The 22,905-nt window shown below is 59.6% G+C and carries 19 protein-coding genes and 4 pseudogenes; 10 read left to right on the forward strand and 13 right to left on the reverse strand.

Annotated elements, in window-relative coordinates; genetic code table 11:
* The first annotated feature begins 3 nt into the window (after window positions 1-3).
* Window positions 4-450 (forward strand): host attachment protein, encoded by a 447-nt coding sequence (locus USDA257_RS30545; RefSeq protein ID WP_014857844.1) that lies wholly within the window; start codon window positions 4-6, stop codon window positions 448-450.
* A gap of 290 nt (window positions 451-740) precedes the next feature.
* On the opposite strand, the gene USDA257_RS30550 is transcribed toward USDA257_RS30545, so the two are convergent.
* Complete coding sequence (locus USDA257_RS30550; protein WP_037456670.1) at window positions 741-2,594, reverse strand: ABC transporter ATP-binding protein/permease; 1,854 nt, start codon at window positions 2,592-2,594, stop codon at window positions 741-743.
* Between the two features lie 487 nt (window positions 2,595-3,081).
* Between USDA257_RS30550 and USDA257_RS30555 the strand changes: the two genes are divergently transcribed.
* Complete coding sequence (locus USDA257_RS30555) at window positions 3,082-3,744, forward strand: BON domain-containing protein (protein WP_014857846.1); 663 nt, start codon at window positions 3,082-3,084, stop codon at window positions 3,742-3,744.
* 345 nt (window positions 3,745-4,089) lie between these two features.
* Here USDA257_RS30555 and USDA257_RS30560 read toward each other — a convergent pair whose 3' ends face one another.
* The gene (locus USDA257_RS30560; protein WP_037456673.1) at window positions 4,090-4,737 is read right to left on the reverse strand and encodes a BON domain-containing protein; all 648 of its coding nucleotides are present in this window, start codon (window positions 4,735-4,737) and stop codon (window positions 4,090-4,092) included.
* Window positions 4,738-4,897: 160 nt separating this feature from the next.
* Entirely contained in the window at window positions 4,898-6,271 is a 1,374-nt protein-coding gene (locus USDA257_RS30565; RefSeq protein ID WP_014857849.1) for a bifunctional aminoglycoside phosphotransferase/ATP-binding protein, read from the reverse strand.
* Between the two features lie 849 nt (window positions 6,272-7,120).
* Here USDA257_RS30565 and USDA257_RS30570 point away from each other — a divergent pair.
* Entirely contained in the window at window positions 7,121-8,338 is a 1,218-nt protein-coding gene (locus tag USDA257_RS30570; protein ID WP_422663601.1) for a glucokinase, read from the forward strand.
* A 214-nt stretch (window positions 8,339-8,552) separates the two neighbouring features.
* Window positions 8,553-8,996 carry a baeRF12 domain-containing protein gene (locus tag USDA257_RS30575; protein ID WP_014857854.1) on the forward strand — a complete coding sequence of 148 codons (444 nt, stop codon included), beginning with the start codon at window positions 8,553-8,555 and terminating at the stop codon, window positions 8,994-8,996.
* 65 nt (window positions 8,997-9,061) lie between these two features.
* Here USDA257_RS30575 and USDA257_RS30580 read toward each other — a convergent pair whose 3' ends face one another.
* Entirely contained in the window at window positions 9,062-10,183 is a 1,122-nt protein-coding gene (locus USDA257_RS30580) for a site-2 protease family protein (protein WP_014857855.1), read from the reverse strand.
* A 1-nt stretch (window position 10,184) separates the two neighbouring features.
* Entirely contained in the window at window positions 10,185-11,120 is a 936-nt protein-coding gene (locus USDA257_RS30585) for a PDZ domain-containing protein (RefSeq protein WP_014857856.1), read from the reverse strand.
* A gap of 291 nt (window positions 11,121-11,411) precedes the next feature.
* Between USDA257_RS30585 and USDA257_RS30590 the strand changes: the two genes are divergently transcribed.
* On the forward strand, window positions 11,412-11,855 hold the full coding sequence (locus USDA257_RS30590; protein ID WP_014857858.1) for a hypothetical protein: 444 nt from the start codon (window positions 11,412-11,414) through the stop codon (window positions 11,853-11,855).
* A 44-nt stretch (window positions 11,856-11,899) separates the two neighbouring features.
* On the opposite strand, the pseudogene USDA257_RS30595 reads toward USDA257_RS30590, so the two are convergent.
* Window positions 11,900-12,634, reverse strand: a pseudogene (locus tag USDA257_RS30595) (response regulator).
* A gap of 280 nt (window positions 12,635-12,914) precedes the next feature.
* Between USDA257_RS30595 and USDA257_RS34755 the strand changes: the two are divergent.
* Both USDA257_RS34755 and USDA257_RS30610 read left to right on the forward strand, forming a co-directional pair.
* Window positions 12,915-13,584: pseudogene (locus USDA257_RS34755) on the forward strand (BON domain-containing protein).
* Window positions 13,585-13,936: 352 nt separating this feature from the next.
* The gene (locus tag USDA257_RS30610) at window positions 13,937-14,356 is read left to right on the forward strand and encodes a DUF3775 domain-containing protein (protein ID WP_014857865.1); all 420 of its coding nucleotides are present in this window, start codon (window positions 13,937-13,939) and stop codon (window positions 14,354-14,356) included.
* Window positions 14,357-14,427: 71 nt separating this feature from the next.
* On the opposite strand, the gene USDA257_RS30615 is transcribed toward USDA257_RS30610, so the two are convergent.
* Window positions 14,428-14,979, reverse strand: a complete 552-nt coding sequence (locus USDA257_RS30615; protein ID WP_014857866.1) for an HPF/RaiA family ribosome-associated protein — start codon at window positions 14,977-14,979, stop codon at window positions 14,428-14,430.
* Between the two features lie 122 nt (window positions 14,980-15,101).
* Between USDA257_RS30615 and USDA257_RS34760 the strand changes: the two are divergent.
* A pseudogene (locus USDA257_RS34760) lies at window positions 15,102-15,257 on the forward strand (CBS domain-containing protein); the annotation flags it as partial.
* A gap of 323 nt (window positions 15,258-15,580) precedes the next feature.
* On the opposite strand, the pseudogene USDA257_RS38470 reads toward USDA257_RS34760, so the two are convergent.
* Window positions 15,581-16,267, reverse strand: a pseudogene (locus USDA257_RS38470) (PAS domain S-box protein); the annotation flags it as partial.
* Window positions 16,268-16,330: 63 nt separating this feature from the next.
* Here USDA257_RS38470 and USDA257_RS30620 point away from each other — a divergent pair.
* Window positions 16,331-16,903, forward strand: a complete 573-nt coding sequence (locus tag USDA257_RS30620) for a hypothetical protein (protein ID WP_037456699.1) — start codon at window positions 16,331-16,333, stop codon at window positions 16,901-16,903.
* A 223-nt stretch (window positions 16,904-17,126) separates the two neighbouring features.
* On the opposite strand, the gene USDA257_RS30625 is transcribed toward USDA257_RS30620, so the two are convergent.
* Complete coding sequence (locus USDA257_RS30625) at window positions 17,127-17,576, reverse strand: hemerythrin domain-containing protein (protein ID WP_014857869.1); 450 nt, start codon at window positions 17,574-17,576, stop codon at window positions 17,127-17,129.
* 272 nt (window positions 17,577-17,848) lie between these two features.
* Entirely contained in the window at window positions 17,849-18,589 is a 741-nt protein-coding gene (locus tag USDA257_RS30630; protein WP_014857870.1) for a Crp/Fnr family transcriptional regulator, read from the reverse strand.
* Between the two features lie 287 nt (window positions 18,590-18,876).
* Here USDA257_RS30630 and USDA257_RS30635 point away from each other — a divergent pair, with 287 nt between their 5' ends.
* Window positions 18,877-19,623, forward strand: coding sequence for a Crp/Fnr family transcriptional regulator (locus tag USDA257_RS30635; protein ID WP_014857871.1), 747 nt, complete (start codon window positions 18,877-18,879; stop codon window positions 19,621-19,623).
* A gap of 557 nt (window positions 19,624-20,180) precedes the next feature.
* Here USDA257_RS30635 and USDA257_RS38640 read toward each other — a convergent pair.
* From USDA257_RS38640 to USDA257_RS38650, 3 genes are read right to left on the reverse strand one after another with little or no spacing between them, the layout of a single operon-like run.
* Window positions 20,181-21,476, reverse strand: a complete 1,296-nt coding sequence (locus USDA257_RS38640; RefSeq protein ID WP_332908282.1) for a cation-translocating P-type ATPase — start codon at window positions 21,474-21,476, stop codon at window positions 20,181-20,183.
* Between the two features lie 25 nt (window positions 21,477-21,501).
* Window positions 21,502-22,491, reverse strand: coding sequence for an HAD-IC family P-type ATPase (locus tag USDA257_RS38645; protein WP_332908283.1), 990 nt, complete (start codon window positions 22,489-22,491; stop codon window positions 21,502-21,504).
* On the reverse strand, window positions 22,427-22,876 hold the full coding sequence (locus USDA257_RS38650) for a cation-transporting P-type ATPase (RefSeq protein WP_014857875.1): 450 nt from the start codon (window positions 22,874-22,876) through the stop codon (window positions 22,427-22,429). Before USDA257_RS38650 ends, USDA257_RS38645 begins: the two co-directional genes overlap by 65 nt.
* Window positions 22,877-22,905: the final 29 nt, after the last annotated feature.

The raw sequence follows: 22,905 nt of genomic DNA on the forward strand, positions 1-22,905 counted from the left end.
ATCATGTCAACAGCAACAATTGCGCACAACAGCTGGGTTCTTGTGTGCGACGGAGCCAAGGCCCTGATCCTTCGCAACAAGGGTGATCAAGAACTGCTCAATCTCGTTCCGGTCGAGATCTTTTCCGGACATCAACCGCCGACGCGGGATCTCGGAACGGACCGCCAAGGCCGCGTCTACCAGTCGCAAGGCGGCGCGCGAAGCTCGATGCAGGAAACGGACTGGCACGACGAGGCCGAAGTGACGTTTCTGGTGCAGGTCGCCGAAAAATTGAGTGGCTTGGTGCGCCATAAAGATATCGCGAACGTGGTTCTTGTCGCCCCGCCGCGCGTGCTTGGAATCCTGCGGAAGCGATTGGATCCCTCGACACGTGCAGCAGTAGCCACCGAAGTGGCCAAGGATCTGGTAAAGTTTCCAATTCCGGAGATCGAGCGCTATCTCTCGGAGTAGCATTGGCCAAATGTATTATCGCGGAGCGCACGCGCGAGGCGGCTATGCTATAAGGAATATCGCCATGCAGATGGGCCGATGACAGATGCGTCGTGCGGCTGAACCAGCGATAACCGGAGGTCTGCCCGCGCGGCGAACTGAAGAGTCTGGATAAGCACTCGATAGAGGCTGCAATCGGGAGACTTGGAGTTAATGGCAAATTCGGGTTCTCGCGTCACCGCGCGAGTCGGCCGCAGGATCGCTTGTGTGAAATGCGTCAGCGATGCTTGCCCTCAAAGACCTGCCTCAATTTATGGGCGCGGTTTCACACGCGCGGGACCGACGGGCCGAGTTGTCAGATTTGCCAAAGGAGTTTTTGTAACAGCACCGTCTGCAATAACGAGCACGCTGTCGTAGAACTCTTCGCCGCTTGCAGATTTCGGAGGCGTGGCATCGTGCATGACACTGATCACTGTGGCGCCGCGACAATGATCTCGGATGGCTTGGTGAAACGCGACCGTCGCCTCGCCATCGAGGGCGCTGGTCGGCTCGTCCAGAAACAAAAGCCCTGGGCGCAGCAGAAGGATCCGTGCCAGAACGAGCCGTTGCTTCTGACCGCCAGAAAGAAGCTGGTCCCAGCTTTGATTGTCCCGCCCCTCCATGGCGAGGTCGCTGACGAAATCCGCAAGGCCGGCTCTACTCAGCGCTGCGGCGGCTTCCGCTTCCGAATGAGCTTCAATGGCATCGGACAGGCATATCAGTGCCTTCAGCGATACTGGCGGCAGATGAATATCTTGCGCGGCATAGAGCGTTCGCACGTTCCTCGGCATCACGATCGCGCCACGGCCATGCGGCCAGAGACCGTTGATAGCTTTGAGCAACGATGACTTGCCGCTCCCCGAGTCGCCAACGAGAAGAGTCCATTCGCCGCATTTGACGTGGAGGTTCCCGGCGGTGACGAAGGGTTCGTCATCGCCGGGGTGCATAAGTTCAAGCTGCTGGATCGTCAAACCGAACTGTGGATCCTGCTGGTCGTAACGCAACTCGGAGTGGCCGGTACGGGCATAGAACTCGCGCGGTTGCTGCGCGTCTTCGATCGCCTTTGCCAGGTCGGTTATGCGTGTTGCGTTTGCCCTCAGTCTCGCGATGTCCGGCATGACGTGTATGAACCACGAGCAATCGTTGATGATCGCGTTGGCCAGCTCGGCGCCGGTGATGTAGGCCTGTAGGCTGATCCTGTTCTCTACATAGGGGAGAAGCCCGGGCGCGTAGGCGACGAGGCGCGAGCCGAAGAAGTTGTAGACAAGCTCGAAACCCATATAGATCGCCGTCAGGATGTTGAGATTCGCCCAGGTGTGGTCGACGTCGAGGTAGCGCCGCCGATGGAGACCTCTTTGTGCTCCCTCCCCCTTGGCTGCAGCGACGTGGAAGCTGCGGTGGAGAAGCGTCGCCAGGTCGCGACGGTAACTGCCCTCCGCCGATTGCATTCTGACATCCAGCCTCTGTTGGATCTCTCCGAGCTTCGCTGCCAGCAACGTGCTGATGGGGACGTAGGCGACGACGGCAGCAACAGTCAGACAGGCGCTGCCATAACTGCCGAGGAACTCCAATCCGCTGACCTCGGTCGAGGTCTCGATGATCTTGCCGCCGACAAAGAACAGCGACAGGGCCACGCCGGCGACACCTATGGCGAGGCCGATAGCGCCTCCGGTCATCCCTTTGATCGACTCCTGGATGCGCTGATCGATATTGTCTGGCACGGCAACCTTCGTCGGGACGGCCTCCGCCGCACCCTGCTGGAGGTGAAAATGCGTGTGATTGCTATCGAGCAGCGCATCGTTGAAGCGCCGATCGAGCCACGCGCGCCACTTGCGATGCAAGGTCGTCGAGAACAAGTGGCGGAAAGCAGTGAATCCCACTTCCCTGACCACGACGATCGTGGCCAAGCTTGCCGCGCTCGACAGAATGGTCTTAAGCGTCGTCGGGTTTTCCGGATGATGAAGAAAGGCGATCGCGCTCACAAGTTCGCCCGACGCTTCGGCGAACCAGACGCTGGCCATTGCCGACAAGGCGGTAAGCACGACAATGATCGCCGCCAGCCCCCAAGCCTCCTGCCATCGGTCGGAACGCCAATAGGCGAACATCAATCCCCAGAAGCTGCGCATTGAGGAGACAGAGGTTGAATGCGGCTGCTCGTCCAACTTGCGGCTCGACCAAAGCAACGCGTCCTCCCGAGGCGGTCTATCATGAAGAGCATATCTATTTTCCAAACGATTGTAGTGTGTATCACGCGGGTCGACGGAGAAATTGATGCGGCTCAATCGGAAGCGATAGTAAAATGGACGAATTAGCCTTCCTTGCCTGACAAGATCTTTCGCTACTGTCACCGCCAGGGCGGCCAACGTGCAGGGCATGGAAGATCGGTCGCGGAAACGCCGACTGAGGTGTGCCGAAAAGGAACCGCGGATGCGGAAGATGAATTGCACAATCCCCATACTGCCGAGGAACTCGCGGCTGCTTTCGGTCTCTCGGATGAGCACGCCGACCTCCGTCCCCGCCCGTCTTGATATTCCTCAATGACTGACGGTCGGAAGATCGCCGATAATAAACCTGCGAGTTTTCGAAGGGCGCGTTTGCGCCAAGGGGGAGACGATGAACGACGACATCCGTCTGCGTCAGGACATTCTGAACGAACTTGAATACGAACCGAGCCTAGATGCCGCGAATATCGGTGTCATTGCCGAGGATGGCATCGTGACCTTAACGGGTCACGTGCTCAGCTATTCGGAAAGGCAAGCCGCGGTCGAGGCAGTCCAGAGGATAAGGGGCGTGCGCGCTATCGCGGACGATATCGAGGTACGGCTGCCGGAACACAAGAAGACTGCCGACGACGAGATCGCCAGCCGCGTCCTGAAAATCCTCGCCTGGCGAGCATCTATCACAGAGCCGAACGAGATCCAGGTCAAGGTGCGAAAGGGCCTGGTCACTTTGAGCGGCATGGTCGACCGGCACTTCCAGCGTTCGGCGGCCGAGAAGGCGGTGCGTGAACTCTCCGGGGTGACGGGCATAGTCAACCAGCTCAAGCTCCGCCCCCCTCGCGTGGAGGCCTCTGAGATCAGGCGCGGCATAGAAGAGGCGTTCAAACGCAATGCCGAGATCGAGGCTGAGAATATCGAGGTGGATGTTTCAGACGGTCACGTCACATTGCGCGGAAGGGTGCAGAATCTGCGGGCGCAGGTGATGGCGAAACGAGCCGCTTGGTCGGCGCCCGGTGTGACTGCCGTCGATGATCAGTTGAGCGTGGTCGGCAACTGAATGTGAGATTTCATTGGGTAGTCATCCGGTCCGGGCTGGGAAAGCTGTGGTTGTCAAGCTGCAGTGATTGTCGGAGAGGAATGGCTGACAAGATTATTGAGGCCGGTGTTCCAAGGCCCATGCGACGACTGAGTGGTGCTTCGCCCGGACGGTTCTCTCCTCGTCTTTTCGGGCAGTCGCAAGAATGAGGATTCCTTGCGGCACCAACTCAGTCTCTCCAGATCGCTCTGGCATTCATTGATGCGAAGCGATGAATTCACGGGGTGGTGCGATTCGCATGCTCGCCGCCGAAGGAAACAGTAGCGGCTGCGTGGCGCAGAATGAAGCGGTCCAGCCGCCCCGATCCTATGACACCGTTAGCTGATCTTCGACCTCCCTGACCCCCGGCGCCGACCACGCCGCCCGCTCGGCCGCACTGCGCTCAACCCAGGCATTCACCTTGCCCTTCAGAATGACTTTGTCGTTGAGGACGTCGACGCGGATCGCTTGAGCCTCAAGTTCGGCATTGCGCTTCAATGCATCTTCGATGCGCTTCTTCACATCCGAGGCTGACGCAGGTGGCTTTACTTCGATGCTATTGTTTACGCCGACGACGCCTGCGAGGTTACGCACGGCATCCGCAGCCGCGGTCCTTTGGTAGTGCCAGCCGACCTTCCCCGTCAACGTGACCCATCCCTGCCGGACCTTTACCTGCACGGAGTCTTTCGGCACCGCGGTGTTCCAGCTGATGGTGTTGAGCGCCCGCTTCGCGATCTCGTCGTCGGCTGTCCTATTGGCGCCGAAGGGCCGGACCTCAATTTCCTGGGCGATGCCTCTGACCCCCTTGACCCTTCGGACGACATCTTCGGCGGTGGCCCTCTGGGCATAGGTCGGCACGTGTCCCGTGAGTGTGACGACCCCGTCTTCGACAGCGACGCCGATATTGGCGGCATCGATGCTCGGCTCGAATTCGAGTTCATCAATGATGTCTTGTCTCAAAATGATGTCGTCCATGTCGTAACCTCCTCTTGGCGACTTGACGTCCCAATCGTAGCGGCGTCGAGATTTCACGCATTGACGCGCATCAATTGCTGGACCGGCAGGCGATAGACACTGTGACATCCCTGTCGCAAAACCTGAGAAATATCGATGCGAACGATCGCCCCACGCGCCATTAGGGCCGAACGCGGCGACGGCGCCCCCCCGCCCATCCGAACCACAACCCAAGGAGCCTGGCCTCCTGTCTCTTTAAATCACTCTGCAGCTCGAGTATCACGCGGGCAATCTCATGCGCATCTCGATCAGCATCGATCCGTTGCCATGTGATGCCGTCCGTGTCGGCGACAAGCTGTCGCGCGAGTACCTCCAAGTCGGCATCGGAGGGACTGACAGTCCTTGAGGCCACGCGCCGGCGCAGTAGTGACGCTTTCGCGTCGAGCCAGACCGCCGTGCATGGCACGCCGGCTTCACGCGCGACGGCCTCTATGCGCGCCCGGTTGGCCTCTCTGTCGAACACCGCATCGGCGACGACTGAGCCGCCGGCGCGCAGAATCGCGAGGGTGCGGCGCGCCATCTCGCCATAAACTTTCTCTGAGACTTCCGGGCGATAGGCGGCTGGCCCAAGCCTTTCCTCGGCTTGAACGCCGTGCATTGCCTTGCGAATGCCGTCGCTTTCGACGATCCGCGCTCCAGGTGGCGACCCAGAACGTGGGGCCAACATCTCTGCCACCGTCGTTTTGCCTGAACCGCTGAGGCCGCCGATCACGATCAAACGCGCCGGCTTCATCACGATCAGAGAACGAGCGAGGTCGAAATAGGAGCGCGCCTCGGCGGCAAGTTTGTCCGTGGCCGCGGCGCTGCTTTCCTCGACCTGCGTGGCGATGACGTGGGCCCTCACCGCCGCGCGTATGGCCATAAAATAGGGCAACAGCACGAAGCCCTCATCGTCATCCGTTGCATCAAGATATCGGTTGGCCACCAGATTTGCGAACTCGGGGAAGCCACGGTGCCACAGGTCCATGAGAAGAAAGGCAAGGTCGTAAAGCGTATCGACGGTGGCGATCTGATCGTTGAACTCGATGCAGTCGAAGAGCCGGGGCTCGTGGTTGATCATGCAAATGTTGCGCAGATGCAGATCGCCATGGCACCTCCTGACCTTGCCGGCGACCTCGCGAGCATCGAGCAGCGATGCGTCAGCCGTGAGCCTCTTCTCGAACGCACGGTTGAAATCCTCAAGCTCGTGGGCTCCGAAGACCCGGCTGGTTGCAAAGCCGGCAGCGTTGATGCGAAGTACGCCGGCAATGTTCGCAGAACCGGAGCCCTGGTGAATGGTCGGAGCACCGCGATGAAAACGGGCGATCATGCGGGCTGCTCGGGTTATGAGCTCGGCGGTAAGACGACCGTCAACGGCCACCGCGCGCTTCATCTTAAATGCACGGTCACCGATCAGGAAAACATAGGAGATGTGCGTCTCGATCCTCTCGACCGCAGTAGCACCGCGAAGGTCCTGCAGAAACGTGATGACCTCCGATTGATCTTCGGCAAGCATGTTCTCGCCTCATCGTTCTTGGCGTGGGGACATTGCCTCGCGAACTCGAATTGCTGCCACTTCGACTGTGCCAGTTCTTTACCGAATTTTGATCATCATGAATCCCATCAGATACCGCTTCATTGATGCGAATCAACGAATGGGGGTGCGGTGACGGTAAGATGAGTGTTTGTCCGGCTGCTCTCGCGATTAGCCAATCGTGCCCATCGGACAGCGAAGTCCGGAGATTCAGAATGGAGAATTGGAGACTTGGAGATGAGTGAGGCCTGGAACCTGTCGATTTCGCCGGAGATGGTGTGTTACCTCATCGGCCGGTTCTTGCTTGGCCGGATAATGGTAGGGAAAAAATGCAACCGGTGCAGTCAACTTGCATTGATGTGCGTCAACGCAGGTCGCGCATTCGCGTGTCAGACCTCGATCAACCGAACGGCCCCGAGAAATCGTCTCTTTTGCCAGGTCCCGGCGGCAGCCGACGTTGAAGAGTCCGCCTCGAGTTCGTCGGCTCTTCCGGTTTCGTATGCTTCCAGGCCCGTCCATTGGCCTTCGAGATCTGCAATTGATCGCACAGGGGCAACAGTGGTCGCATGAAACCGTCCCGAACAGACACCTTGGGCAGCCCATCATGGCAAGATCTCCCCCTCCGTATAGGCCATGATCCCGCAGGTTGTTTCGATGTCAAAAAGTGTACCGGCGATATCCCGCGTACGTTCGCCGAACACACGAGCACTTGGCGCACGATCTCGCCCAGCACCTTTTGCCCACTCGGACGACGCAACGTTGATGTTCATCAAAGTGGAAAGCGCAAAGATGCTGCACAGTGCGGTAAGCAGGGAGAGCTAGGAGGACGTGGTGAGCAAATCTACACACGACGCGGTCGTCGCAGATATAGGTGAGACGCATATGCGCTTTGCTGTCGCCAATAGCGACAAGCTGTCGATTGACCATTATGTGCAGTTCGTCAACTATGCGTTTGCCTCCGTGGCCCAAGCTCTGACTGCGTACCTCAAGTCCATTCCCAGCTCTCCCCCGGCGCTTGCCATCGCAATTACCAACGGCGCACCGACCCTTAGCGCCGAGCTCGAGCGCACACTGATTGCCACACGCATCAAAAGCGATGTCACACCGCGCGTCACAATCGTCGACCCGCTCGATGCGCTTTCACTCGCGCTACCCGATTTGGGTCCGCACGACATCGAACGCATCGGCGGAGAAAATGCCGATGTCGGCGCACCGAAGGCCGTCATCAGTGTCGGCAACGCGCTCGGGGTTGCGACTGCGAGCCAAGCCAATGGCGCCTGGGCGGCATTCCACGGTCATGCAGGAAACATATCCTTTGCGCCTCAGACGCAAGAGGAGCTCGATATTCTCAAGCGAATCCGGGGCAATACGGATTATGTTTCGGTCGAACATCTGCTGTCGGCCCCGGGGCTCAGCCATCTCTATGAACTACTGCTCGAAATTTCCGGCCAGATTGCGCGTTCCATTCCGGCGACAGAAATCGTCGATGCCGCCGGTGAGGGCGACACCATTGCCGCGGACGCGCTGAACCACTTCACAACCTGGCTTGGCAGGTTTGCAAGCGACGTCGCGCTGATCTACGACGCCCGCGGCGGCATCTATCTCTGGGGGGCCCATCCTGCGGAGAATGGAAAGTGTGCTCAGGCACGATCACTTCCGCGCCGCCTTCGTCGCCAAAGGAAAACGCTTACCCTGGCTGGAGGGGATACCGGCTTTCCTCATTCGCAGCGAAGACGCCATATTACGGGGCGCAGCGATGGCGCTCTCCCGGCAGAGAGGCTGAGATGCGCGACGTATCGCTTTACAATTCGAGAGCTAGTCCGCGCAAGCACGCTTCAGCGCCGCTTTTTTCACACTACAAGTGGCACTTCATGCGCAGCCGGCACGCTATGGCCGAAACTCAGTACTCGTCTGCCTGCCGGTGAGCGCACTGCTCTTGCTCAGGAGGTCGCTGAGGAGCGACGCAATCATCAGCGCGATGACGCGGGATTTGCTGGGCTTCGTCATTCTGGGGTCCACGGACACCTTCATCGTTACCGAGACCGATGACCGCCGCGCGCCACGAGAAGCATAGACCAGTGCGCTGGCCGTCGTAAAAACGAAGACGGGCAGTTTCTCAACCCGCCTTCGCTTTTGACGCGGATCAATAAGGCGCATCATGGGGAGCACGAGATCGATGCTCGACGACGCGAGAACCCCGTTTTGATGGCGCGGTGAGCGCGACACGATCGAAAACATCGTAGATTCAAGAAAGGTGGACATCATGGTGGCGACGAGAATTCCCCATGGCAGTTGGTTCCTGATTTGCGATGGGGCCAAGGCCCTCATCCTGCGCAACCAGGGCGATGCAGAACTGCTCAATCTTGTTCCGGTCGACGTCCTGTCCGAGCATCAACCGCCGACGCGGGATCTCGGAACGGATCGTCAGGGTCGCTATCAGGCGCAAGGCGGTGCGCGAAGCGCGATGCAGGAAACGGACTGGCACGATCAGGCCGAGAAAGCATTTCTTGCGCAGATCGCCGGGCAACTGGGCGATTCGATGCGCGACAATGGCGTTACCAAACTTGTTCTCGTTGCGCCGCCGCGCGTGCTCGGCATCCTGCGCAAGCGCTTGGACCCATCGACACGTGCCGCGGTAAGCGCCGAAGTGGCAAGGGATCTGGTAAAGTTCCCGATTCCGGAAATCGAGCACTATCTCTCGGCATGAGATTTGCGCCAGGCGAGTGAGGGTCGTCGCGATCTCGGCGAGGCCTCACAAAGCCGGCACCGGCCTCAACGTTGCCTCGACCGGTATTGGCGCAGGCTGGCGAAACGAAAGTCTTCGACGGCCGCGCGGAGCATCAGCATCTCCCCGATCGTCTCGTAGTTCATCATGCCCACGAGGCGTCGGTCACGGTTGATGACTGCCGCGGCAGGCGCATTTCCGCTCTGCATAATGCGCAAGCTCTCATCGACCGGGGTCCCTTCGTCAATTGTCGGGATGTCCTTGCGCATGACGGTCCGCACGGGTGTTTCCGGACCGTTTTCCTTCATGGCACCGATGATTCCGTCACGTGTCAGCAGCCCCTCGAACTGCCCATCCCGGTCGACCACCGGAAATTCATTCTGGCTGGTCGCAAGCAGCATCTCGACCGCCTCGTCGACGCGCGCTGCTGTATCAAGCACCGTAAATTCCGTCACCATCACGTCGCCCACAGTGACGCCGCCGGAAATCGCCTGTAACTCGCTGCTCTGCGCTTCCGCTTCCGCCGCGAGATAGACGAAGATCGCAATGAGGATGAGCAGCGGATTGTAGAACAGCCCAGCAAGGCCCATCGCGAAGGCGGCTGCCTGCCCGATCGCGGCGGCAACTCTCGTGGCGCGCACCCTGGACCAGCGCCAGGCCAGAACAGCGCGCAAGACGCGGCCACCATCCATTGGAAAGGCCGGGATCATGTTGAACAGAACGATGAAGATATTGACGCCGGCAAGCCTCGCAAAGAAGTCGACGCGGGGGTCCTGTGGCTTGGCAAGTTCATCGAGGCCGACGGCGCCTCCAATGACCATGATGAGCAAGGCGGCGATCACGACATTGACCAGGGGACCTGCGATCGCAATCACCAGTTCCTGGGATGGCTTGCTCGGATTGCGCTCCAGTCGCGCCACGCCGCCGATCGGCAAGAGAGTTATGTCAGGCGTCTTGATGCCGTATCGGCGCGCAGCGGCGATGTGCCCGAATTCGTGCAGGACCACGCATGCGAAGACGCTGACGATGAATGCGACGCCTTCCCAGGCTGCGGGCGCCCCACCGATCTGGTAGTGCATCAGCCAGACCCAGATGAGCAGGAGCACGAACGTCATATGCACACGGATTTCGGTTCCCGCGACAGTCCCAAGCTTCACTGACCATTCCATGTCATCTCACTCGCTGATGACCGAAGCAGCGGAAGCCCGTTGACCCATGACGTGCGACGGGCACGAAACGGGCAGGTCGCCCGACACGCAAGCGGTTCTTGCTTTTATTCGACTTCAAAATTCCTGCGCGCAGGATATCGACGGATACCCCCTCGGCAACTTCCAGCACGTCTCGGATTTGACAGGCAGATGTGGCGGCCCCGCCGTTGATCGCCGTCAGATAATCGCCCGTCCTCAGGCCGATTAAGTGGGCGAGACTGCCAGTCGCAACGTCGACCAAGACCGGCCCTGTCGGCGCGCAAGCCGCTGAGACCGTCGGTGATGGGAAGCCAATGGTAACTGACTCGAGGATGCCCTCGTCTACGCTAAGTCGATCGTCTTCGCCTGGATCGGAAGACGTCAAATTGAGCATCTGCGACTTTTCTCCACGGCGGATATCGAGCGTGATGCGGGCGCCGGCCGGAAGCAAGCTGATTGCGTTCCTGAAGGCGGCCTCCGTCCGGAGCGTACGGCCATCGAGCGCCACGATGAAGTCGCCAAGCCGCAGGGCTTGCCGTTCCGCGGCCGAGTCGCAAGCGAGCTCGTTCACGACAAGCCTTAGCGCCTCAGCGGTCCCTCCGCCCTCGGCGTCCATCGCGGTCGTCACGGAAAGGTCGAGCCGACCACGCTTGTATTCTCCGTAAGCGATCAGCTCGCGCACGATTTGCACTGCTATGTCCAAGGGGATCGCGAAGGCTATGCCGGTGCTTGCTTCGCTGGGCGCGGGAATTCCGCGCGTGATGCCTATGATCTCACCGGAGGAGTTGACGAGCGCGCCGCCCGAGCTCCCGGGATTAACGGGCGCACTCAGGCCCGGTTCACTTCCGACCGCTTCAGCGGGAGGGCCAATGGCACCGAATATAACGGCAATCACCAGCAGCCTTGAGATCTCTTGCATGTTCGCGCTCCAACCAGCGCCAGGATTTCAGCCGCCTTTGCATTCCAATGCATTGACCCGCATCAATTCGGGCTTCTGCGGCAGCCCGGCGGCGCTGGCAACACGGCGGATCGGCCCGATTTTGACGGGCATCAAAGACACCTTGCGACGCTTAGCGGAATGTACGCTTCAAATGCCAATCTGCGTTCAGGGATTGGACCTTCTTGGAGGGATCGCCGCAGCGGCGCGGTAACCCAGCGAGCTCGAGATGCGCACCGCGAATGCCTGAGCACATGATCCGCCGGAGCGAGCATGGCCATGGCCTATTCCGTCAACCTCATCAAGCCCCCTCAGGTCGACCAAACCTATCGATTGATAGAAGCCGTCGGCTACGGGGTCGACGTGGCCGGATGGCGTGAACTCTGTGCGACGACTTTTGCGAGAAAATATATAACGCCCTACTCCGAGGAGATCATAACGGTCGAAAACTCACGCGGTTACATCGCAGGTGTCTGCCTGATGCGCACCACACACCACGTATTGTACGGACGGCTTCTCGACGTGCCGGTCTTCATCATCATAAGTGCCGGAGACACGCCGGGCGTCTGTGATGCCCTTCTCGAATATTTGACGACGGCGGCTTGCGACAAACAGTGCGGCTTCATTCGCGTCGCAAGTCCTGACCCTGCCAATTGGCCCGGCCCGCCCGGCGGACCGCGGCGGCAGGACCGCGGAATCCTCATACCGGTGCAATGAACCATTGATCCTAATCTAAGGTCAATGCGGGGCGTCGAAAATGCCTAGACGTCCTGCCGAATCGCCCTTGCGCTGAAGACATATCCGACGCCTCTCACGGTTTTTATGAGCGCCGGGTTGCCAGGGTCTCGCTCGATCTTGCGGCGCGGCCGGGCGATCTGGGCATCGATGGTTCGATCGAAGGCTTCGAGGTTCCGGCCTCGGGTGAGATCCATCAATAGCTCGCGCTGCAACACACGGCCAGCATGGTTCACAAGCACACAGAGCATATCGAACTCGCCCGTCGTCAGAGAGATCTCCTTCCCGTCGTCAGCCAGCAATTGTCGGCGACCGACGTCAAGACGCCACCCCTCGAAGCTGTAGATTTCCGTTTGCGGCTCGCTGCTGCGGTTCAGCGATGCTCCTGGCTGCCGGCGCCGAAGGGCGCATTTCAGGCGCGCCAATACCTCGCGAAGATGGAAAGGCTTCGTGATGTAGTCGTCGGCGCCGAGCTCCAGCCCGACGATCCGATCGACGACGTCGTTGCGCCCGGTCAGCATGATAATCGGTATGTCAGAGGAGGCCCTTATGTCGCGCGCAAGTGCCAAGCCGTCCTCTCCGGGTAGGACTAGATCGAGCAGAATGATGTCGATTGGCAACTTCTACAGGCAACTGCGCATCTGCTGGCCATCGCCTGCCACGTTGACACAGTATCCCTCTTCTTCGAAATACCGAGCGAGCATCTCTTGGATTCTCGGGTCATCGTCGACGACGAGGATATGTTCGGGCGGCTTGGCCATGCAGTCCCTCGAGACGCTTCAGCCAACGCAGTTACAGTCGGTTCCAAAATCGAACGAATTGTAACACATCCGTCGCCGCACAGCGTTCAAATTCTTCGGTCTGGATCAAAGGCAGGGAGACGCCATGAGCCTTCCAGCCAGTGCCGTGCAACAGGCGCGCCGCATGCTCGCCTTCAGCCGGCGGCACACACTGCCTTGATGTCCCCAATGACCGACGATCGAATGATCGGCGATACTACGGCTGCGGTCTTTCAGATGCCTTGCGTCACGGGAGGAGATGATGATCGATGACATGCGACCGCGCCAGGACATCCTGAACGAACTTGAGTACAAGCCGACCATAGATGCTGCAAACATCGGTGTCATTATCGAGGACGGCATCGTGACCTTAATGGGTCATGTGCTCAGCTATGCGGAAAAACACGCCGCGGAGCCCGTAGTCCAAAGGATAAAGGGCGTGCGGGCTATCGCGGAGGATATCGAGGTACGACTGCCGGAACACAGGAAGACCGCTGACGATGAAATTGCCAGCCCGTCCTGAAAATCCTCGCCTGGCGCGCCTCCGAACGAGATTCAGGGTCAAGGTGCGGAAGGGGCTTGTCACCCTGAGTGGTGTGGTCGACCGGCGTTTTCAACGTTCGGCGGCGGAAAGCGCGGTGCGGGAACTCTCCGGCGTGAAGGGCATAATCAACCAGCTCAAGATCCGGCCTGCCCGCGTGGATGTCTCTGACCTCCGGCACGGCATCGAAGAGGCACTCGAACGCAACGCCGAGATTGAGGCCGAGAATATCGACGTCGACGTTTCCGGCGGTCATGTGACATTACGCGGAAAGGTGCAGAGCCTGCGGGTACGGGTGATGGTGGAACGCGCCGCTTGGTCGGCGCCTGGAGTGACCGCCGTCGAGGATCATCTGAGCGTGGCCGACGCTCAGGAACGCCTGAGTCCGTGAAAACAGCCGCGCGCCAATGTCATCCGGGGCGAGCATCCGCAGGAGACAGACTCCTATCGCCTCATTCGAGGCGATCTGTCGATTGCCATCGCAGCAATTCGAGGTCGCGCCACGATCTGTCTCCCATGTAGAGAAAGGTCGCAGACAAGATCGGTGAGGGCCGTCAGGCAAATGTCGCACGCATTCGTCCACCTGCCTCCGCTGCAGACCTCAAACATGATGAATTCCATCCATCGGGTAGGACCTCATTGATGCGAATCAACGAGTATCGACACAGATGTTGGTATGATCGCGGGTGCGCGACTTTCCGAATGGTCCCGCAGAGCGAACCAATGGAATCTGGAGAACCGAGATGAGTGAGGCTTGGAACCTGTCGATCTCGCCCGAGAAAGTATGCTACCTCATCATCAAGGCACGCGAGTTCGATGCCAAAGATGCGGTCACGGAGCCCGATCCGGCATCCAATGCCAGCGACGACATGATGGTATCGGTGCTTGAAGATCAGCCGGACGACCCTGTGGAAGTTGAGCTCGAGAGCCTGATCTCGGACCTGAACGAGGACGAGCAGATCGACCTCGTGGCGCTGTCCTGGCTCGGCCGTGGCGATGGCAACGTCGACGACTGGGAGAGCATTCGCGCCGAAGCCGCTGCTGCCCACAATGACCGGACCACGTCATACCTGCTCGGTACACCTTTATTGGCGGACTATCTGGAGGAAGCCATGGCACAATTCGGCGAGTCCTGCCAGGAATATGAGATGGTCCGCCTCTAGATTCCGCAGTTGAAGATGGGACGGAAAATCGCACACTCCATCTCGCTCTAAGCCACGCGATCGCCAAGGCATCAGGCGATAGACACCCCAGAGGCATAGGGCCCTTTCTCGCCTTCGTGCTCGGCAAAGCGCACCTCCGTCCCGACTTTCAACTGCTTCCACTGATCGTCGGACCCCATGCCTTCGCGGCGGAAGAAGAACTCGCGCCCGTCCGCTGTCGTGATGAAACCGAAGCCTTCCTCGGGCACGAGCCGCGCGACCTCGCCGTGGAGCGTCTCCGGATGCGGTTTCACCCGGTAGCCGCTCATCTCGCGCACGGCATCCTCAAGCCGCCGTTGCGCAGCGTTGAAACTGTCGCGGATCGCCACGAGCACATCTTCATGGGCGTGATTTTCCTCCCGCTCTCGCCCGACGACGATCTCGCGTCCTGGCACGGTGATGTCGACGCGGACATGGTAGATGGAGCCTTTGCGGCCGTGGCGATGGGGTGCCTCGACGATCACGTTGCAGGAGGTGATTCTTTTGTGGAAACGCTCGAGCCGCGCGATCCGCTCGCGCACCGCAGCCTCCACCGAGGCGGATGGTTCCATTCCGCGAAACCGGATTTGAGGGATGATTTCCATGGTTCCTGCCCTTAAAGTTTATTCCAACCACAAGCCTGCCTGCAGTTGACCGGCGCCGCATTGACCCCGCGCAACGACAGGTGCTTTTTGCGGTTGAATAATGGTTCAAACGGCGGACGTCTTGTATGGCGCTTATGACCGAGAAACATATCAGGCACCTGCCTGTCCTGGAAAACGGATGCCTGGTCGGCATTATCTCCATCGGCGACCTTACGAAATCTGTGATCGCTGATCGGGAATTCGACATCGAGCAACTCGTGCAATACGTGCGTGGCTGAGCGCTGCATACGGGTGATCGCCCGCTCGGCAGGCGTACCCCTGCCGGAAAAGAGTCGGCCGCTCCGCTGTCTCCATGTGTGCCCACCGCTATACTGCAGGGCATGGAAGAACGGTCACGCGCGCTCTCAGCTCGGAAACCCGGTTGATGCGTGCCGAGTGCTGGCAAGGAGCCTCGGATGCGGAAGCTGATTGCAGAAACTCCATACTGCCCAAGGGCTCGCGGCCGCTCGGTCTCTCGGCTGAGGACACCGTCCGCCGCCTTGATATTCCTCAATGACTGACGGTTGGAGGATCGGCTATGAGGCGGGTCCCACCGGTTACGGCCTTTACCGTCGACGCGTCCTTTTCCAATGATGCGCCGCTCCCCGGTGTCGAGGTAGTGCCGTAGGTAACTGTCATGAGCGCTTCGGTCCGGCTCCGGCATCAGAACGTTGACGTTCTTCCCGGAGACTTCACTCGCGGTGAAACCAAAGAGCTTCTCCGCCGTGGCGCTGAACGACTGTATTCTTCCTCGGCTGTCGATCACCACCATTGCGCTTGGCACGGTTGCCAGAATGGAGCGTAGGTGAGCCTCACGCCGCTGCGCCTCGGTGGCTGCTGCCGCGAGAACTCGCCCGACCGAGTTGATCTCGCGTACCGGCGTGGCCACGGGCGAGACATGTTCATTTTTCTCGAGTTCGAGGCCGGCGTTTTGGAGGGCGCCGACGGCGCGCGTGAGATGAGACGCCGCCCAAGATGCGAGAGCGACCGATAAAGACAGAAGTAGGACCCCAATCGCCGAAAGCGTTGCAAGCGCCTTCCAGATCGGCGCGTTAAGAAGCGAAATAGGGACTGTCACGGTGGCGAACCAATTCGTGTCGCCGGGGCGGGCGTAGGCAGCAACGACCTCAACGTTCTGCAGGTTGTGGCCCCGCCAAAGGCCTTCCGGGCCGGTAACCTGCGATATCCAATCGGAGGGTGCCTGTTTCCCGACAAAAGCCTCTGGGTCAACCGAACGTGCTGCAATCATACCCCTCGAGTCGACAATGGCTGCCAGCCATCCCTCGTCAAGGCTCACATCGCTGAACACGGGTTGCAGTCTTTCGACCGGTATGCCGACGGCGAGCAGATAGATCACCTCGTCTTCTCGCAAGACTGGTACAATCACCGTGGCAAGCAGACGCTTCTGCTGGCCCACGATGATGTTCGTTATGACGGGCCTTTTTTGCTGAGGCACCCGCTGATCGAATTCAGCGATCGCAGGATTCGGGCGCGGCAATGGCGTTCCCCAGGGCACGGAAGTATTGAGCAGCTGTCGCGGCTGTCCAGGAGCCCGCACGACGATCGTGAGGCCAAGCGAGTCGGCAACGGCTGCTGCGGTAGGGTGGAATGCCTGCAAATCTCCTCTTCGCAGCTCCTCCGAGGTAGCCAATGCTTCCATAACCAGGCGTGGTCCGGCCAGTTCGCGGTCGACCGCAGCCGACAGTTCGTGCGCCAGTGCCTGCGCCCTCTCGACGGCCCGCTCTTTTTCGGCCTGCACATACGTCCAGGCGGTCAGGGTACCGAACAGCAAGACCGGGAGCACGAGAGCCGCCGCGAAGATCAGAAAGAAGGCGGAAGCGGGCCTTTCCCGCCCCAGGATCGAAACGAAGCGCGCAACGGGTGAACGATAGACACCGGTCGCGATGGCGCGTTTCAGCTCGGATTTGTTCATAATGAAGACCTTCCGCCACGCGCGACGTTAGCGCTCCATTCCTTTAGCCGAAAAATCGTCTGTCGAAATTGATGTCGCGCAAGACCGTCATTCGGCGCCTCAATATGCACATGCCACTTGGCCACCGGATAGATGCTGATCCGTTCGGACGCAAGAAAGGTCCTGCCATCCGAGGCTATTTGCCAAGCAACAGCTTGATATAGCGCCCGACGATAAGCGCGGCCGGATAGAGGACTTCCTCTTCAGTCCTGGCGTGCAGGATCAGCTTCTCGGCGAAGTCCACATATTTCGGCTTGTTTTCGGCCTTCGCCGCCGCGACCAGCTCGCCGAGCGCTGCTACGATCTGCTGGTGCTCGGCCAGCATTGATGGCAGTTCGGCCTCCAGCCTGTCCGTCAGAGTGACGACGTCAGTCATCCCGGGAATTAACGTTCCCTTCGCCAACGCTCCAAGCAGGCTGAGCGGTGGGAGTGCGAATTCTTCTTCGCGAATGAAATGCGGGTGCAAGAGTCTTGCGACTTCTTTTGCCGCCGCCCCGACACGGCCGCCTTGTTTTGTCGCGTCGACCAGTTCCGAGTGAAGTGCCGAGTGCTCCGTCTTGAGCGGTTCAGGGATCCTCAATTCCATGGCTTGCTCCTTTGAGGCGGCGCCGAGCCACAGGACATCATAGGGCGCCGGATTCGATGCCGGGAAAACGGCAGTTCCATTACCGCCGTCATAGACGCTCCCGGAGAATGGGCAATCTGGTGTAAATCCATCGTGCGTGGTCTCGGCGACAGGCTCCGCGTTCCACCACCAAGCTCGGCCTTGTTCGTACGATTATGCAAATGAGAACGCTCCAAGACACGTGTCCCCGCCGGCCCCGCTAGCAGAGGCCCGAGACGTGAAAGTCGCAGTCGTTACGCCATGGCGTGGCGACGGCGGTACGCTTCCTGAAACGACGGGTTCTCCAGTTCGCCACCGGCAAGCGCGACCAGCGCGTTCATGGTCAGGAGAGCAATGGAATGACGCCCGACCGTCGCGATAACACCGCAGCCAGCGAGCTTGGTGATGGTCCGTGAGACGGTCTCGATCGTCATGCCGAGATAGTCGGCTATATCCAGCCTCGTCATCGGTAGTTCGATGATCATGCCGCGCTTCTGCACTTGGCCGCGCGCCATCAGCAAGAAAAAGCCGGCTAGCTTTTCCTCTGCACTCCTTCGCGAAAGCAGCACCATCTGATCCTGGGCCGCAGCCATCTCGTCGCAGAGTTTCGAGAAGAGCTGCTCATTGAGGTGCGGTTCGCGCTCGCTCAGGCTGTCGAAGCGGTGTTTCGGTAGGCGACGGACTTCGACGGGCGTGATCGCCTCAACTGTGTAAAGGTAATGCCCCCTCAGCGAAACGCCGAGCAGATCACCCGCGCGGACGAAACCGAGAATGACGCGGCGGCCGTCGTTGAGAATCCTGTAAGCCCTGAGCGTGCCTTCAACGACCTCAAAGATGTTTTTAGCTGCGTCGCCCTCCCAGAAAACGGCGGAACCCGGAGCGATTCTCTCGATCGACTGCCTGCAGAAAAGCGACGAAAGTGTCGGTTTGTCTGCCGCGGTTGACGCTGCTGCCGCTGGGTTAGTCGACTGACCGACAACTAGCTGAAGGCTCATGGTAACTCTCCCCCTAGGGTTAATGGGTAAGTTGACCGCCTATGCGTGACTGCAGAATAACTACACAGTAACAGTGTTTAAGAAATTGTAACAGTTTGTAACAGTGAACGCCGGAACTCGAGTGGCGGCGGCAAATACTCTCCAAACGGGCGACATTACCCCTATACATCTTCGATAGTACGAAGCATTTCTTATATTTATTTCTCTTCTTTGATTCACATCAAAGACGGCCATCGACTCACACGGAATCAATTCACCTGCATTTTTCGATGAGCCGAGGTCGTTCCATGGCAACAAAGAACTTTGCGGCAAGACGCAATCATTGCCCTTCATTTAGTCCGCTGGGCTCCGACCTGGCAGCGATTGATATAGAACGGCATTTGCGGGGCTTCGGGCGCGTCAAGCGCTTCGGGGCTGCCTCCGTGCTTTCCGGGAATGGCAAGAGGCCCTTCTTCCTCGGAATAGTCGACGGCGTGGTGGCGATCCGTCGGCTAGGCAGAGACGGCAACAACCGCATTCTGCAAATCCTCGGACCCAATGACATCGTCTATCCAACGGTTTCCCGCCACCCGGACATTGAATTCGAGACGCTGACCCCGGCGACAGTCCGTTGCATCGATCCGGCGCAACTGACAGCTGCGCTCCGAAACGATCCGGAGCTGGCGAACGCCATTTTGAACGCCGCAACCTCGCAGTTGCAATGCTGCCTCCACCAGATCGCTTGCATGAGCGAGCGCCCGATCGATCGTCTCGGCTTTTTTCTCCTGCGTGTCATCTATCGTCCGTTCGACCACGATCGAACGGTCGTCTCGATAAAGCGCAATCCGATTGCTGTCGTGACGATAAATCGCACTGCATTGGCAGCACACATCGGCATCACGACGACGAGCCTTGCCCATCTGCTTCTGGCGTTACAGGAGGAGGGCATCATCCGTGCCCTTACGCCGCGGCGCTTTGAGATACTCGAAGAAGCACGGCTTGCCGCGTCCTGCAAGCGCCTTCGGGCAAGGGAACATCTGACCACCAGTCTCTAATCGGTTACAAATCAGGAGGAGCGTGAATATGGCCCATGCAGATCGAGCTTTTGCGCCTGCCACGGCAAATACCGTGGAACTAAGCGAGCCAGCCTCTAGCGATGCGGATTTCCGCGTCGAGAGAAAGGAGGCGCAAAACTGGCGGATCTGCCTGCTCTCTGCACGCGCGAGCCATTGGTTCGAGGCAAATTTCGCTGGTGATAGCCAAAACGCCCGCATCCTCGAGACAAATCTTGCCGGGGCGAATGCCTTTATCCGGAAGGCGCGGACGCATGGCTTCAGAACCGAATACATCGGGCCGCTCGCTCGGTCCTATTTCTAGTCAGGAACAATTGCGCTGGCGCCCGTTTCGCGGTGGATGACAGGAAATCAAGCACGGACGTGCATGGAGGAAGCCGCCATTCATCCAGGAATGCTATCCGCGTCCGATTTGTGGCGGCCCCGTCCAGACAAATCCGATGCGCAAGATGCAGGCAAAACATTGAAACATGCTGAGAGGCGTTTCGTAGCTATTGGGATGAGTTACGCGCGCCGCGATCGAGACTTATTCATTTATGTTATCCCTTCTCTGATGGTTTTCTGGGGGATCGGGATCGAGCAATCCATTTTCGCGCCTCCTCACTGACCAGCATGGCCGCCGCAAACGGTCCTACAAACAACCATGCCTGCCATCCCAAAGGCGCAGTGCCGAAGAGGGCATTGCCCGGCTGCGTGTACACGACTGCGAGGATCATCCCGATCTCGAAGGCGATCCCGACGAAGATCAGCGGATTGCCCAAAGACGTTTGTGCAAACAGCGAGATCCGTTCATCCCGACAGAGAAACACGTTAACGATCTGTAGAAGGACGATGGCCACCAGGCATGCAGTCGTTGCCTGCAGGTAGAGAGCCGCGTGAGCTGCCAGCGGCTCGCCAAACGCCCAACCTCCTTGCCAGAGGACAAAGGAGTACGCCGTCATTCCCGCCGCCGCCTCGAACAGGCCCAGGAATCCGTAGGCCCGCAGAAGCAAGCGATGATCCAACAGCCGTTCCGTACGGGGGCGCGGCGGTCTCGCCATTATATCAGGGTGCGGCTTTTCCGCTCCCAGCGCAAGTGCAGGCAACAAATCGGTGCCCAGATCGACGGCGAGTATCTGGATGATGGTCAGCGGCAGCGGAATGCCAAAGAGAACGAAGGCGAGATAGGGGACGAATTCGGCGACGTTCGAGGTGAGTACATAGGTCAAGAATTTGCGGACATTGTCGAAGACTGCGCGGCCCTCCTCGATACCATCGACAATGCTGACGAAGTTATCGTCGACAAGGACCATGTCGGCTGCTGCGCGGGCGACATCGCTTCCGGTCCTGCCCATGGCAATGCCGATGTCCGCCTCCTTGAGCGCCGGCGCGTCGTTCACGCCGTGGCCGGTCACTGCAGTGACATGCCCCTTGGCTCTCAGAGCGCGAACAATGCGCAATTTCTGATCGGCAGCGAGGCGTGCGAAGATCGGACAGGGCGCATCGAGAGCGGTCCGCAGTTGTGAGTCGGACAGATCGTGTAGACGCTCGCCTGTCACCACCTGCGGCATCTCCTCTTCCCTGACCAGCCCGATCTGACGGCCGATAGCGATGGTGGTATCGGGATGATCGCCTGTCGCGATGACAATCTTGATGCCTGCCTGTCGAGCGCTTCGCACCGCTTCAGCGACACCCTCGCGCGGGGGATCTTCGAAAGCGACCAGCCCGAGAAAGACGAGGCCCACCTCACTCGTCGGCAGGGGCGCCTCTGGCTCCAGGCGCCGGTAGGCAAGGGCGAGCACGCGCAAGCCCTTTTTCGCAAAGGCTTCCTCCGCTTCCTTGAGGCGCTGGCGCAATTTCCGCGTCAAAGGCGCAACCCCTTTATTGGCCTCCAGGTCCGTGCAGAGGGGGGATCACCGTTTCGGGTGCGCCCTTTGTATACATAGCCCTCCCCTCTACGGTCTCGTGAAGGGTCGACATGCGCTTCCGATCGGCATCGAAGGGAATTTCGCTGACGAGCTGAACGCTGGCCGAGGCAAGTCCTGCCCGCCCCGCCATCTCGACCAGAGCCATCTCCATGGGGTCGCCCAGCCACCCGCCGTCCTTCGCTCGCTGGACCGTCTGGCACCATCGTGCGACTTCGCAGAGCCGCCGGTCGGCTTTGTTCACCTCCGGCTTGAGGTCCGCCGGATAGGCGGGCGCCAAAGTGCGCGACAGAAAGAGTTCTCTAATGGCCATGCGATTTTCAGTCAGTGTTCCTGTCTTGTCGGTGCAGATGACCGTGACCGAACCGAGGGTCTCGGCGGCTGGTAGATGGCGGACAAGAACCTTGCGGCGCGCCATGCGCCGGGCTCCCATGGCCAATGTGAGCGTTATCGTCGGCAGGAGCCCTTCGGGGACATTCGCGACAATCGTTCCTATGCCGAACATCGATGCCTGCCAGATCGACAGTCCTGCCTCAAATCCGATGGCGAAGAAAGCCAGGCCGAGACCGAAAGCAAGCACGGCGATGACGCGGCTGAGGGAGGCGACTTCGTTCAGCAGCGGCGAACGGACTTCTGTGCCGCTCTGCGCCAGTCGCGCGATCTTGCCGAACTCGGTGTGCGAGCCCGTGGCGAAGACGACGGCGACGCCGTCACCGGCAAGCACGGACGTGCCGGCAAGCAGGGCGTTGGTGCTGCGCAGGATATCCGATGCATCGGATGGGGCGGCGGAACGGTCGATCGGCATCGCCTCGCCGGTCACCGTGGCATTGCTGACACGCAGTGCGAACGCCTCGATCAGACGGCAATCTGCCGGCACCATGTCACCCTGCCCCAGCAGGATGACATCCCCCAGGCACCAGTTCATCGCCGGGGACAGTGGCGACACTTTCCCCGCGCACTACCTTGACCTGCGAGGGCAGCAGCTTCGCCAACTCGGCTAGAGTCCGCTCGGCTCGAAATTCTTGCCAAAAGGCAAAGAGCCCGTTCACGAGGATGACGCCAACGATCGCATAGCCCAGCGTCGCCATTCCGAGGTTTGGCTCGATCAGGTGCCCGATGAAAGCGATCGCCGCGGCAAACCACAGCAAAAGCGCCAACAGATGCGTGAGGGTTTCGATGGCACGCTTGTGGAGAGGTTTGCCGCGGATCCTTTCGACGGCGTTGGGCCCGTACTCCGCCAAGCGCCTCGCGGCCTCTTTCGAAGAAAGGCCGGCTCCGCTGGTCCCGAGGCTCTCGAGGACTTCTTCGCTAATGGCGCGAAACACATTCATCGGCAAGACTCCGGAAGGACCGGAGAGAG

Origin of the sequence: Sinorhizobium fredii USDA 257, from assembly GCF_000265205.3 — a bacterium.
GTDB lineage: Bacteria > Pseudomonadota > Alphaproteobacteria > Rhizobiales > Rhizobiaceae > Sinorhizobium > Sinorhizobium fredii_B.